Origin of the sequence: Roseateles agri, assembly GCF_034043675.1 — a bacterium.
Classification (GTDB): Bacteria; Pseudomonadota; Gammaproteobacteria; order Burkholderiales; family Burkholderiaceae_C; genus KK5.
Genome location: NZ_JAXCLA010000004.1, coordinates 406,782 through 419,216, shown reverse-complemented (window position 1 = coordinate 419,216; position 12,435 = coordinate 406,782). Strand labels below are relative to the sequence as shown.

Sequence of the window (12,435 nt, the reverse complement as noted above, 5' to 3'; positions counted from 1 at the left end):
CAAGGGCCCGCGCCCGCGTCACGAACCCCGCCGAGGCGGATCAGGCCGCGACGGCCTCATCCTTCGCCGTCGGCAGCAGAACCCTGCCGAACAGCATCTTCGCCGCCAGCAGCAGCACGCCCGCGGCGCCCACCAGCACCGCATGCAGGCCCCAGAACTGCTGACCAGGCAGCACGTCCAGCAGGCCCGCGAGCCAGCCGACGAAGATGTTGCCGGCGAACAGATGCAGGTAGTAGACGCCGATCAGCAGGCCTTCCATGCGGCGCGGCGCGGCGCGCGAGTAGAGCGCGAGGCCCACCGGCAGGATGTTGGCGAAGCCGAGGTCGTTGACGATCGTGTAGCCCAGGGTCCAGACGAAGCTGACCTTCTCGTGCTGCGCGATGCCGGCGGCGATCACCATCAGCGCAGGCGCGCCGGCGGCGAGCAGCGAGCCGATGGCCATCTTGGTCAGCTCATCGGGCTCCTGGCGGCGGGTGGACCACCACTTCCAGAAGCCGATCGACAGCAGCATCGTCGCCGTGCTGATGAAGGCGTCGACGGCCTGCAGCCAGGTCACCGGCACCTGCCAGCCGAACAGCACCAGGTCCATGTTCTTCTCGGACCACAGCGGGAAGGCGTTGTTGAACTGCTGGTTGCCGACGATGGACAGCATCAGCACCGGCAGCAGCGCCACCAGCAGCACGATAGCGGCCACCTCGCGGCCGCTCATCGGCGCGCGCTTTTCCTTGGCGGCGACGCTGCGCGCGGGTTCCGGCGGTAGGTACTTGCGGCCGGCCAGATAGACGAACAGGCCGATCACCATGCCGACGCCGGCAGCGCCGAAGCCCCAGTGCCAGGCGACCTTCTCGCCCAGCGTGCCGCAGACGATCGGTGCGGCGATGACGGCGATCTGCACCGCCAGCATGAAGATCTGGAAGGCGCTGGCGCGGCGGGTGTCGCCGGGCGCGTAGAGGTCGCCCACCTGCGCGGCGATATTGCCCTTGAAGCAGCCCACGCCCAGCAGCAGGCACAGCAGCGCGATCAGGAAGCTGTATTCGAAGGCCATCAGGAAGTGACCCAGCGCCATCAGCACTGCGCCGATGACGATCGTCTTCGTGCGGCCGAGCAGGCGGTCGGCCACCATGCCGCCGAACAGTGGCGTCAGGTAGACGAAGCCGGCGTACAGGCCGAACACTGCCGAGGCCAGCTGCTGCGGCGAGCGCGGGCCGGTAACGCCCTCGATGACGCCTCGCAACGCATCCATGCCGGCGACGTTGCCGATGTTCTCGGGCTTGAACAGCCAGTTGCTGAGGTACAGCACCAGCAGCGCCTGCATGCCGTAGTAGGAGAAACGCTCCCACAGCTCGCAGAAGGAAAGCCAGCCGAGGCCGACGGGGTGGCCCAGGAAGGCGCGATCGTTGCGCGCGTTCCGGGCATCAGGAGCCAGCGCCGCGGCGCCGACGGAGGGAAGGACAGAGGACACGGGACAACTCGTTCTTGAAACAAAAGTGCCGCGACTGTCCCGGAAAAGGACAGTCGCGGCTACTCGCATTGTCCCGTATCGCTCGGGCCTTACTTCAGGACCGGGGCCGGCGCCGTACGTTCGGCGGCTGCCATCCGCACCGGGCTGGCTTCAGCGTCGGTGCGCAGCAGTGCGGTCAGGGTGCCGGGCGGCAACTGCTTCAGTTGCGAGGCGTCGAGCTTGCCAATGAACTTCCAGCCAGTGGGCAGCTTGATGTAGGCGAAGGCGGTCGGCAGGTCGACGTAGACGTCGAAGTCCTTCACCGGCACCGGGGTCGAGACCGGCTCCTGCGCTTGGGCGAAGGCGGTGGCGGTCAGCAGGGCGGCGATGGCGAGCGAGCGGCGGATCATGATGAAGAACTCCGGAAGAAAGATGTTGCGGTGAAGGCAGTGTCGGCAGCGGCTGATTCAATGGCGCTTCAGTTCGGCCCCCGCTTGTTTCATCTGTTAGCCCGGAGCGGTAATCCTGACCCACCCTATGCCCTCGGGTTATGGCTTTATTTCGTTAGACAGAAGGACCCGGCGTGCCCCGTGAGGCCGTGCGCATGGCGTACTGACCGATAAACTCGCCGCAGTCACGGGGCTCACACGAGGTTTTTCGATGGCGGGGACGGAAGACAGGCGCAAGCGGGCGATTCTGGTCGTTGACGACGAGCCCGAGCTGCGTTCGCTGCTGGCCGAATACCTCGAGCGCTACGAATACGAAGTGCGCACCGCCGCCGATGCCGCAGCCGCCCGGCTGGCTGTCGCCGAGGCGGCGCCGGACCTGGCCATCCTCGACATCCACATGCCTGGCGAAGACGGGCTCTCCCTCTCTCGCTGGCTGCGCGCGGCGCACCCGACGATGGGGCAACTGATGCTGACGACGGCCGGCGAGCCCGTGGACCGCGTCGTGGGCCTGGAGGTGGGCGCGGACGACTACGTCAGCAAGCCCTTCGAGCTGCGCGAACTGCTGGCCCGCGTGCGTGCGCTGCTGCGCCGCGGTGAGGCGATCGCAGCGGCGGCAGCAACGACGGCCGAGGCGCCCCCGCCGCTGCCGGTTCATCGCGTCGCGTTCGGCCACTGCCAGCTGGATCTGGAAGAGCGCCGCCTGTTCGACGCCAATGGCCTGGATATCGAGATCACCGCTGCGGAGTTCGAACTGCTGGCCCTGTTCGCACGCCACCCGAACCGGCCGCTGAACCGAGACCAGATCATGGAGCAGGCCCACAAGCGCGGCTGGGACGTGTTCGATCGTTCGATCGACCTTCGCGTGATGCGCCTGCGCCGCAAGATCGAGGTGCATCCCGACAAGCCGGCGCTGATCCGCACGGTGCGCAACGTCGGCTACGTCTTCGTGCCGGCGGGCAATCCATGAGCACCCGGCGGCGCCCGAAGCTGGTGTCGCTGGGCCAGGCCGAGTGGGGCTTGTCGGAGGCTGCGAAAGGGCTCGATCCGAAGCTGGCCGCGCTGCTGCTGGAGCACAACAGCTGCGGCATCGGCGTTCTGGACCTGGACGGCTACTACCTCTTCCTGAACCGCGAGATGTGCCGCTTCTTCCACCGGCCGGGCGAGCAACTGATCGGCCGGCACGTATCGGAGCTGATCGGGGAGCAGAGCTACGCGCTGTACGCGCCTTTGATCCCGCGCCTGCTCGCCGGCGAGTCGCTGCATGTGGAAGGCTGGATCGACTACGACGGCCATGGCTCGCAGTACCTCAGCGAATCGCTGGTGCCCTACGGCCCGCCGGGCGGTCCGGTGCAGTGCACCGTCGTCTTCGCCCGCGACAGCACCGAGCTGAAGCTGCGAGAGCAGGAGCTGACCGACAAGCTGGCCGAGCTGCACATGGCCGAGGCGCTGAAGTCGGCCATCGTCGACCACGCGCTGGCCGCACTGGTGAGCACCGATGCCAGCGGCGCGATCGTCGAGTTCAACCCCGCGGCCGAGACGATGTTCGGCCGCAGCCGCGCCGCGGTGCTGGGCCTGCAGGTCGGCGACATCATGATCCCCGAGCGCTACCGCCAGGCGCACGACGCCGGCATGTGGCGCGTGCAGCAGGGCGAGCCGGGCCGCGTGATGGGCCGGCGCATGGAACTGGCCGCGCTGCGCGCCGATGGCAGCGAGTTCCCGATCGAGATGGTGCTGTGGCGCACCGACGTGCGCGATACCGCGTTCTACACCGCCTCCATCATCGACATCTCCGAGCGCCGCGATGCCGCCGCGCAGATCGAGCGCCAGCGCGAGGCACTGCGCCAGAGCGAGAAGCTGACGGCGATGGGCAGCCTGCTGGCCGGCGTGGCGCACGAGCTGAACAACCCGCTCTCGATCGTGATGGGCCGCGCCAGCCTGCTCGACGAAAAGTGCCGCGACTTCCCGGAACTGCAGGCCGACGCACGCCGCATCCACGACGCTGCCGAGCGCTGCGGCCGCATCGTGCGCACCTTCATGAACATGGCGCGCAGCCGCCCCGCGCAGCGCGAGCCGGTGGCCTTCAACGAGCTGGTGCGTGCCGCCGCCGAAATGCTCGGCTACGGCTACCGCTCACATGGCATCGCGCTGGAGCTGAACCTGGCCCAGGCCCTGCCGCCGATCAGCGCCGACGGCGACCAGATCGGCCAGATCGTGATGAACCTGCTGGTCAACGCGCAGCAGGCGCTGGCCGGCGTGGACGGACCGCGGCGCGTGCGCGTGCAGACGGGCGTGGAGGCGCGCCGCGAGGGTCGCGAGCCGAGAGTCTGGCTGCGCGTGACTGACAACGGACCGGGTATCTCGCCCACGGCGCGCGAGCACGTCTTCGAACCCTTCTTCACGACCAAGCCGGAAGGCCTGGGCACGGGCCTGGGCCTGTCGGTCTCGCGCTCGCTGGCGCGCGATCATGGCGGCGAACTGGCGCTGGAGCCGGAAGGCCCTTACGGCGGCGCCAGCTTCCGGCTGAGCCTGCCCACCAGCGGCACGGCCGCGGCGGCGGCCGACAGCGCGCCGATGCCGCTGATGGACGAGCGCGGCGCGCATCAGTCGCGGGTGCTGGTCGTCGACGACGAGCCCGAGCTGGCCGACGTGATGCGCGCGATGCTGGAGAGCGAGGGCTACGAAGTCGCCACGGCCGACTCCGGCCTGCTGGCGCTGGAAATGCTCGCCACCGCGCGCTTCGATGCGATCGTGTCCGACCTGCGCATGCCGCAGATGGACGGCGCGGCGCTGTGGCGCGAGATCTGCGAACGCCATCCGGCGATGGCGCGCCGCATCGTCTTCGTCACCGGCGACACCCTGTCGCCGGATGCTTCAGCCTTCCTCAAGCGCTCTCGCTGCGCCTCGCTGGACAAGCCCTTCGCGAAGACGGACCTGCTGGAGCGGATCGAGGCGCTGGTCCGGCAGTAAGGCCGTTCAGGCCAGCGCTTCTTCCCAGGCGTTCATCGCGCCTTCCTTCATGGTCGCGCTGATCAGGCCGTAGGCGGCGATCCAGGCCTTGCGCACCTCGGCACTGAAATCCTCCGCCAGTGCCTGCTCCAGCGTTTCGAGTAGCACGGCGCCGACGATGTCGTAGTGCTCGTCGCGCACGCCGTAGCGCACGTGGCGGGCGCCGAGCTGGCGCAGCACCGGCAGCAGCGCATCGGCGCGGTCCAGCATCGCCACGCCGTTGCCGATCATCGCCATCAGCCGCTCGCCCTGCTGGGCCATGTCGCCCTTGAACATGTGGCGCAGGCTCGGGTCGTTCGCGAACAGCTTGGCGTAGAAGATGGCCCCGGCGGCCGAGGTGACCGGCTGGAGGGTCGAGAAGAGCTTGAAGCTGCTGCGAACGAGGGTGATCTGCTGCGGGGTCATGGGCGGTCCTTTTGAGCTTTCGGAGATGGAGCCCGTCTTGTCGGGCATGGCGTCATCTTCGAAAGCCGGCGTTGCATCGCCGTTTCGTCCGCAGGATCCGCTTGTTTCGTTTGTTAGGGCAGGATTGCCGAAATGGCTTGCGCCATGCGCTCTGCTGCGCCGCGGTGCTGTGCGGCGAAGGCCATCGCGCGGCGCGCCATTGCCTGCTGCTCGGACGGCGCCTCGCACAGGCGCAGCGCCTGGGTCAGCGCCTGCTCGATGTCGGCGGCGCGTAGCGCGGCTCCGGCCGACTCGGCCAGCGTTGAAGCCTCGGCGAAGTTGAAGGTGTGCGGGCCCATCACCATCGGGCAGCCGCAGGCTGCCGCCTCGATCAGGTTTTGGCCGCCGAGCTTGGCGTAGCTGCCGCCCAGCAGGGCGGCGTCGGCCAGGCCATAGTAGAGCGGCATCTCGCGCATCGAGTCGCCCAGCCAGCAGTCGGCGGCCAGCGCCTCGTCGGGGGGCAGGTCTTGCCAAGTGCTGCGGCGGGCCAGCGTCAGCCCGGCGGCCTGGACCAAGGCGGCGACTTCGTCGAAACGCTGCGGGTGGCGCGGCACGATGACGAGCAGCGGCCGTTGACCGTAGACGCGCAGCTTCTTCCACGCATCGAGCAGCATCTGTTCCTCGCCCTCGCGGAACACGGCGGCCAGCAGGACCGGCCGGCCGAGCCGCTCGCGCCAGGCGCGGCCGCGCTCGATCAGGGCCGAGTCGGGCTGCATGTCGTACTTCAGGTTGCCCATCACCTCGACACGCGGCGTGCCCATCGCGCGGATGCGTTCGGCATCGGGCTCGCTCTGCGCCAAGGCCAGGGTCAGGCGCCGAGCCGCCGGCTGCAGCAGGGCGGCGAAGCGGCGGCCCTGGCGCAGGCTCTTCTCCGAGAGCCGCGCATTGGCCAGCACCATCGGCAGTCGGAAGCGCGCGGCCTCGGCCTGCAGGTTGGGCCAGATCTCGGTCTCCATCAGCACGCCGACAGCGGGCTGCCAGTGCAGCAGAAAGCGCCGCACGGCGTCCCCGCGGTCATAGGGCAGCCAGGCCTGGGCGTCACCCTCGCGCAGCAGTTCGCGCCCGGCCTCGCGGCCGGTGGCGGTGCTGTGCGTCAGCAGGATGCGGGAACCGGGTCGCAGCGCGCGCAGGCGCTCGACCAGCGCGGCGGCCGCGCGCGTCTCGCCCAGCGACACGGCATGGATCCAGATCCAGCCGTGCGCCGGTGCCGCCTGCTTGTAGACACCCAGCCGCTCGCCGATGAACTGGCGGTACAGCGGCTCGGCCCGGCCACGCCGCCACAGCCGCAGCAGGTAGAAGGGCGTCAGCAGGCGCAGCAGCGCGCCGTACAGCGCGAGTGCAATACGCTCTTTCAACGATCAGTGACCAGCGGCGAAGGTCGCATCGGGCTTCACGCGCTTGAGCTGCTCGAGCACGTCGTGCTGGATGCGCTCCAGCGCCTCGGGCGTGTGGCCCTCGAAGCGCAGCACGAGCACCGGCGTCGTGTTGGACGGACGCACGAGGCCGAAGCCGTCTGCATATTCCACGCGCAGGCCGTCGATCGTCACCAGTTCGGCACCGGGGAACTCGGCGATCTCCTTGAGCTTCTTCACGACCTCGTGGTGCTCGCCCTCGGCGCAGGGCACGTTGATCTCGGGCGTGTTGAAGCTGGTGGGCAGGGCCTGCAGCACGGCGCTCGGGTCGGCGCTGCGTGACAGGATCTCCAGCAGGCGCGCGGCCGTGTACATCGCGTCGTCGAAGCCGTACCAGCGCTCGGCGAAGAAGATGTGGCCCGACAGTTCGCCGGCCAGCGGCGCACCGGTTTCCTTCAGCTTGGCCTTGGCCAGCGAGTGGCCGGTCATCCACATCGTCGGCTTGCCGCCGTGTTCAAGGATCCACGGGGCCAGGCGCTGCGTGCACTTGACGTCGAAGATGATCTCGCTGCCAGGCTTGCGCTTGAGGATGTCGGCGGCGAACAGCATGATCTGGCGGTCCGGCATGATCATCTCGCCGTCCTTGGTGACGACGCCCAGGCGGTCGCCGTCGCCGTCGAAGGCCAGGCCCAGTTCGGCGCCGGTCGCGTGGACGATCTTCTTCAGGTCTTCCAGGTTCTCGGGGCGCGAGGGATCGGGGTGGTGGTTGGGGAAATCGCCGTCCACCTTCGAGTAGATGTCGATCACTTCGCAACCCAGGGCGCGCAGGATGGCCGGCGAGGAACTGCCGGGGATGCCGTTGCCGGAGTCGACGACGATCTTCATCGGGCGCTTGAGCTTGCAGTCGCGCACGATGCGGGCCTTGTATTCCTCGAACACGTCCATCGTGCCGAGGCGACCGCTACCTTGCGCGTAGTCTTCTGCCTCGATGCGCGCGCGCAGGCCCTGGATCTGCTCGCCGTAGACGGCGGCGCCCTTCAGGACCATCTTGAAGCCGTTGTAGTCCTTCGGGTTGTGGCTGCCGGTGATCATGATGCCGGACGAGCAGCCGTGCTTCTTGCGCGTGGCGGCCACGTAATACAGCATCGGCGTCGTCACCGGGCCAATGTCGACGACGTCGATGCCGGTCGAGCGCAGGCCGCGGATCAAGGCGGCGGCGAGGCCGGGGCCGGAGAGGCGGCCATCGCGGCCGACGGCGACGGCCTTCTCGCGCAATTTCAGCGCCTCGGTACCGAAGGCGCGGCCGAGGTGTTCGGCCATCTCCCCGGTCAGCGTCGTGCCGACGACGCCGCGGATGTCGTAGGCCTTGAAGATCGATGCGTGCACTTGCATGAGGCGGGGTTCCCTGGGTTCGGATTGGAAAAACTGGGCGGATTGTAGGCACCCGGGAACGTGTCCGAAAACGGCGAGTTCGCGGCCGGCGAATGCCTATCATGAGCACATGGCCACCCTGAATACGACCACCGGAACGCTCGATGCCGACGCCTGCTATCCCGCCTTGCTGGCGCGCGACGCGCGTTTCGACGGGCGTTGGTTCGTCGGCGTCACGTCCACCGGCGTCTATTGCCGGCCGATCTGCAGAGTCCGCACGCCCAAGCGCGAGAACTGCCGCTTCTTCGGCTCCGCTGCGCAGGCGGAGGCGCGGGCCTTCCGGCCCTGCCTGAAGTGCCGGCCCGAATTGGCGCCGAAGTCGGATGAGACGCGCTGGTCGGCGATGGACGCCTCGCGCACCCTGGCCCGCCAGGCGGCGGCATGGCTCGATGCCTGCGACGACGCGGAGGCCTCGGTCGAGCAACTGGCCGCCGTCATCGGCGTCAGCAGCCGGCACCTGCGCCGCATCTTCGCGGCCGAGCATGGCGTGACGCCGCTGCAGTACCTGCAGACGCGCCGCCTGCTGCTCGCCAAGCAGTTGCTGACCGACAGCGCCTTGCCGATCGGCGATGTCGCCCATGCGGCCGGCTTCGCGAGCCTGCGCCGCTTCAATGCGGCCTTCGCCGAACACTACCGGATGCAGCCGACGGCCTTGCGCAAGGAGGGCCGCGCGCAGCCCGATGAGGGCACGACCGTCTTGCGCCTGGCCTTTCGCGAACCGTACGACGTTGGCGGCGTGCTGGCCTTCCTGCAAGCGCGCGCCGTTCCCGGCGTCGAGACGGTGGACGTGGCGAACGCCGTCGTGCAGCGCACCGTCTCGGTCGTCCACGCCGGCAAGGTCTGCAGCGGCTGGCTGCGCGCCGATTTCGGGCGGCGGCCGGGCCAGGTCTGGGTCGAGCCGAGCCCCTCGCTGTGGCCGGCCGTTGGCACCTTGCTGCCGCTCTTGCGGCGCTGGCTCGATCTGGATGCCGACCCCCAGGGCATCGCGCTGGCGCTGGGCGAGGGCGCCACGCCGGGCCAGCGCCTGCCCGGCTGTACGGACCGCTTCGAATTGGCCGTGCGCGCCGTCCTGGGCCAGCAGGTGACGGTCGCGGCTGCGCGCACACTGGCGGCCCGTTTCGTCGAGCGCTTCGGCGCGCCGCTGGCCGATGCGCCGCCCGGGGCCGACCGGCTGTTCCCGTCGGCGGCCCGGATGAGCGCGGAGCCGTCGGAGCGGATCGCCGAGCTGGGCATCATCCGCCGCCGTGCCGACAGCATTCTCGAGATCGCCCGCCGCTGGCCCGAATTGCGCTATGCCTCGGGCCTGGGCTCGGCCGACGACGCCGTGGCCGAACTGCAGGGCATCGCTGGCATAGGCCCCTGGACGGCCCACTACATGCTGATGCGCGGCTGGAGCTGGCCCGACACCTTCCCGCCGGGCGACGTGGCCTTACGCAAGGCGCTGGGCCACAGCGAGGAAACGCCGCTCTCGCCCAAGGCCTACCTGGCCGCCGCCGAACGCTACCGGCCCTACCGCAGCTACGCCGTGCTGCACCTCTGGAGAACCTGATGACGACGAGCAAACACGTGGCCCGGGCGAGGGTGCACACGCCGCTGGGCTGGGTCACGCTGACGCGCAGCGCGCGCGGCCTCTCGGGCCTGTGGTTCGACGGGCAGAAGCACTTTCCCGCCGGCCTGGATGCCGTACCGCTGAACGAGACCGACGCGCTGCTGCTGCGTGCCGGGAAGGCGCTGCTCGCCTACTTCGAGGGCAAGCCGTTTCCGGCGGACCTGCTGAAGCAACTGGACCCGCAGGGCACGCCGTTCCAGCAGGAGGTCTGGCGCGCGCTGCTGGAGATCGAGCCCGGCGAATCGGACAGCTACGGCGCACTGGCGCGCAAGCTGGGCCGGCCGCTGGCGGTGCGCGCGCTGGGCGCCGCCGTGGGCCGCAATCCGATCTCGATCCTGATTCCTTGCCACCGGGTGTTGGGCGCCGGTGGCGAGCTGACCGGCTATGCCGGCGGCATCGACCGCAAAACGGCGCTGCTGACGCTGGAGGGCGCCAGCTTCCGGGCTTGAATCAGGCCCTGATGTCGAGGCCCGGTGCGCCTGCCTCGATGCGGCCGATCACGGCCGCGTCGGCGAAGCCATGACGCGCGAAGGTGGCGAGCACGGCGGGCAGGGTCTCGGGATCGCAGGAGACGAGCAGGCCGCCGCTGGTCTGCGGGTCGGACAGCAGGGCCGCGTCTTCGGCCGCGAAGCCGTCGGGCAGGAGCACCTCGCGCCCATAGCTGTCCCAGTTGCGGCCGGAGGCGCCGGTGATGAAGCCCTGCGAGGCCAGCGCCCGGGCGCCGTCGAGCAGCGGCACCTGCTGCCAGTCGACGACCACTCGGGCCTTGGCGCCGCGCGCCAGTTCCAGGCCGTGGCCGGCGAGGCCGAAGCCGGTGACGTCGGTCAGCGCATGGACGCCGTCGATGGCGGCCAGGTCCGGCCCGGGCGTGTTCAGCCGGGTCGTGCACTCGATCATGCGGGCGTAGCCGGCGGCGTCGAGCGCGTTCTTCTTCAGCGCGGCGGACAGCACGCCCACGCCCAGCGGCTTGCCGAGCACGAGCACGTCGCCGGGCCTGGCATCGGCGTTGCGCTTGACGCGCTTCGGGTGCACGAGGCCCAGGGCGACGAGGCCGTAGATCGGCTCCACCGAATCGATCGTGTGGCCGCCGGCGATCGGGATGCCGGCCGCCGCGCAGACCGACTGGCCGCCGGCCAGGATGCGCCCGATCGTCTGCGGCGACAGCACCTTGACCGGCATGCCCACCAGGGCCAGCGCGAGGATGGGCTTGCCACCCATCGCGTAGACGTCGCTGATCGCATTGGTGGCGGCGATGCGGCCGAAGTCGAACGGATCGTCGACGATGGGCATGAAGAAATCGGTCGTCGCGACCAGGGCTTGCTCGTCGTTGAGCTGGTAGACGGCAGCGTCGTCGGCGGTCTCGATGCCGACCAGCAACTGCGGCGGGATCACGCTGCTGGCGCCGCTGTTCTTCAGGATCTCCGACAGCACCGCCGGCGCGATCTTGCAGCCGCAACCGCCGCCGTGCGAGAGGGAACTGAGCCGGGGTTCCGGCGAGGAGGGAGTCGTCGTATCAGCCATGCGGCGATGATACGAGCCCGCCCCCTTTCAGTTTGCGGTAGAGAGTACTGCGGCCGATGCCCAATTGGCGCGCGGCCAGCGAGAGATTGCCGCCGCAGGAGTTGAGCGCGGCCTGGATCGTCTTCAGCTCGGTGTCGCGCAGCGAGAGGACGGTCGAGGCTGACTGGATAGGCGCCGGCGCGGGCACGACGATCGGCAGCGGCTCTGCCTCGGGCTCGGGCGCGACGGCGCCGTTCATCGCCATGCGGTTGAAGCTCAGCTTGGCATGGATCTGCAGTGCGGGCATGCCGTTGCGCAGCAGGGTGAGCGGCAGGCCTTGCGCATCCTGCTGGCGGCTGCGGTCAGCGATGCGGCCCAGCGGCAGGCCGAACAGGCTCTGCACGCTTTCGCGGCGCAGGTGCGGCGCGGTGGCGCCGAGCAGTTCGATCGCGCGGCGGTTCGCGCCCAGCACGCCGCCGGCTTCGTCCAGGGCCAGCACGCATTCGTGCAGGGTGCCCAGGCTCGCCGGGCTCGGGTGGAAGTGCAGGCGCAGGTGCTGGCGGAACTTGTCGGCGAACCACTGCGCCTCGATCAGGCGCGCCGCCATGCCGGCCAGTGCCAGCGTGTGCGGGTGGTAGGAGCGGCGGTCGCCGGAGACGTCGATGACGCCCAGCAGCGCGCCCTTGTGGTCGAAGATCGGCGCGGCGGAACAGGTCAGGAAATGCATGGCCTTCAGGAAATGCTCCTGGCCGTGGACGAGGGTGGGGCGCTCGGTCATCAGCGCGGTGCCGACGGCGTTCGTGCCCTTGCGGGCTTCCGACCACAGCGCGCCGGGCGCCAGCGCCACCGTCTGCGCCTTCTGCAGGAAGCCGGCATCGCCCAGCGCGTGCAGCACGACGCCGCTGGCATCGGTCAACAGCACCATGCTCTGCGCGTGGGTGAGCTGCTCGTGCAGCATCTCCATCACCGGCAGCGCCTGCGCGCACAGGCGTGCGTTGCGGTGCTGGAGTTCCTGCAGCGCGGCGGGCTCCAGGCGGGTGAGATCGGCGGGGTGCTGGGGCAGCAGGCCGAACGCGAGGCTGCGTTCATGCGAGCTGAGGATGGTCTGCGGGTGGGCGGCGTCCTGCGCCTGGATCGGGCCGGCGGCTGCCGCGGGCCGATAGCTGTTTGGCAACTCCAAGACCGTCTCCCCCTTTGCTGTTC

Annotated in this window: 11 protein-coding genes; 4 read left to right on the top strand and 7 right to left on the bottom strand. The window is 69.6% G+C overall.

Annotated features, from left to right (window positions below; all coding sequences use genetic code 11):
* Positions 1-40 precede the first annotated feature (40 nt).
* Positions 41-1,462, bottom strand: a complete 1,422-nt coding sequence (locus tag SNE35_RS13900) for a peptide MFS transporter (RefSeq protein ID WP_320423513.1) — start codon at positions 1,460-1,462, stop codon at positions 41-43.
* An 89-nt stretch (positions 1,463-1,551) separates the two neighbouring features.
* On the bottom strand, positions 1,552-1,851 hold the full coding sequence (locus SNE35_RS13895) for a hypothetical protein (protein WP_320423512.1): 300 nt from the start codon (positions 1,849-1,851) through the stop codon (positions 1,552-1,554).
* Positions 1,852-2,101: 250 nt separating this feature from the next.
* Between SNE35_RS13895 and SNE35_RS13890 the strand changes: the two genes are divergently transcribed.
* Together SNE35_RS13890 and SNE35_RS13885 are read left to right on the top strand one after the other, a co-directional pair.
* Entirely contained in the window at positions 2,102-2,857 is a 756-nt protein-coding gene (locus SNE35_RS13890; RefSeq protein WP_320423511.1) for a response regulator, read from the top strand.
* Entirely contained in the window at positions 2,854-4,857 is a 2,004-nt protein-coding gene (locus SNE35_RS13885; protein ID WP_320423510.1) for a hybrid sensor histidine kinase/response regulator, read from the top strand. Before SNE35_RS13890 ends, SNE35_RS13885 begins: the two co-directional genes overlap by 4 nt.
* 6 nt (positions 4,858-4,863) lie before the next feature.
* Here the strand turns inward: SNE35_RS13885 and SNE35_RS13880 are convergent, their stop codons facing one another.
* The 3 genes from SNE35_RS13880 to SNE35_RS13870 all read right to left on the bottom strand — a co-directional run bounded on the left by SNE35_RS13880 (position 4,864) and on the right by SNE35_RS13870 (position 8,084).
* On the bottom strand, positions 4,864-5,301 hold the full coding sequence (locus tag SNE35_RS13880; RefSeq protein WP_320423509.1) for a globin family protein: 438 nt from the start codon (positions 5,299-5,301) through the stop codon (positions 4,864-4,866).
* A 113-nt stretch (positions 5,302-5,414) separates the two neighbouring features.
* On the bottom strand, positions 5,415-6,695 hold the full coding sequence (locus tag SNE35_RS13875) for a 3-deoxy-D-manno-octulosonic acid transferase (protein ID WP_320423508.1): 1,281 nt from the start codon (positions 6,693-6,695) through the stop codon (positions 5,415-5,417).
* A gap of 3 nt (positions 6,696-6,698) precedes the next feature.
* Positions 6,699-8,084, bottom strand: a complete 1,386-nt coding sequence (locus SNE35_RS13870) for a phosphomannomutase/phosphoglucomutase (RefSeq protein WP_320423507.1) — start codon at positions 8,082-8,084, stop codon at positions 6,699-6,701.
* A 109-nt stretch (positions 8,085-8,193) separates the two neighbouring features.
* Here SNE35_RS13870 and SNE35_RS13865 point away from each other — a divergent pair, with 109 nt between their 5' ends.
* Positions 8,194-9,672, top strand: coding sequence for an Ada metal-binding domain-containing protein (locus SNE35_RS13865; protein ID WP_320423506.1), 1,479 nt, complete (start codon positions 8,194-8,196; stop codon positions 9,670-9,672).
* Positions 9,672-10,181, top strand: coding sequence for a methylated-DNA--[protein]-cysteine S-methyltransferase (locus tag SNE35_RS13860; protein WP_320423505.1), 510 nt, complete (start codon positions 9,672-9,674; stop codon positions 10,179-10,181). The genes SNE35_RS13865 and SNE35_RS13860 overlap by 1 nt, the downstream gene beginning before the upstream one ends.
* A gap of 1 nt (position 10,182) precedes the next feature.
* Here the strand turns inward: SNE35_RS13860 and selD are convergent, their stop codons facing one another.
* Both selD and SNE35_RS13850 read right to left on the bottom strand, forming a co-directional pair.
* Positions 10,183-11,253, bottom strand: coding sequence for a selenide, water dikinase SelD (gene selD / locus SNE35_RS13855; RefSeq protein WP_320423504.1), 1,071 nt, complete (start codon positions 11,251-11,253; stop codon positions 10,183-10,185).
* Positions 11,246-12,412 (bottom strand): GAF domain-containing protein, encoded by a 1,167-nt coding sequence (locus SNE35_RS13850; protein WP_320423503.1) that lies wholly within the window; start codon positions 12,410-12,412, stop codon positions 11,246-11,248. Before SNE35_RS13850 ends, selD begins: the two co-directional genes overlap by 8 nt.
* Positions 12,413-12,435 lie beyond the last annotated feature (23 nt).

Bases quoted from the DNA above. Each gene is read 5' to 3' on its own strand.
- SNE35_RS13890 (WP_320423511.1), top strand. From the start codon at position 2,102: ATGGCGGGGACGGAAGACAGGCGCAAGCGGGCGATTCTGGTCGTTGAC.
- SNE35_RS13880 (WP_320423509.1), bottom strand. From the start codon at position 5,301: ATGACCCCGCAGCAGATCACCCTCGTTCGCAGCAGCTTCAAGCTCTTC.
- SNE35_RS13865 (WP_320423506.1), top strand. From the start codon at position 8,194: ATGGCCACCCTGAATACGACCACCGGAACGCTCGATGCCGACGCCTGC.
- SNE35_RS13870 (WP_320423507.1), bottom strand. From the start codon at position 8,084: ATGCAAGTGCACGCATCGATCTTCAAGGCCTACGACATCCGCGGCGTC.
- selD (WP_320423504.1), bottom strand. From the start codon at position 11,253: ATGGCTGATACGACGACTCCCTCCTCGCCGGAACCCCGGCTCAGTTCC.
- SNE35_RS13860 (WP_320423505.1), top strand. From the start codon at position 9,672: ATGACGACGAGCAAACACGTGGCCCGGGCGAGGGTGCACACGCCGCTG.
- SNE35_RS13895 (WP_320423512.1), bottom strand. From the start codon at position 1,851: ATGATCCGCCGCTCGCTCGCCATCGCCGCCCTGCTGACCGCCACCGCC.
- SNE35_RS13885 (WP_320423510.1), top strand. From the start codon at position 2,854: ATGAGCACCCGGCGGCGCCCGAAGCTGGTGTCGCTGGGCCAGGCCGAG.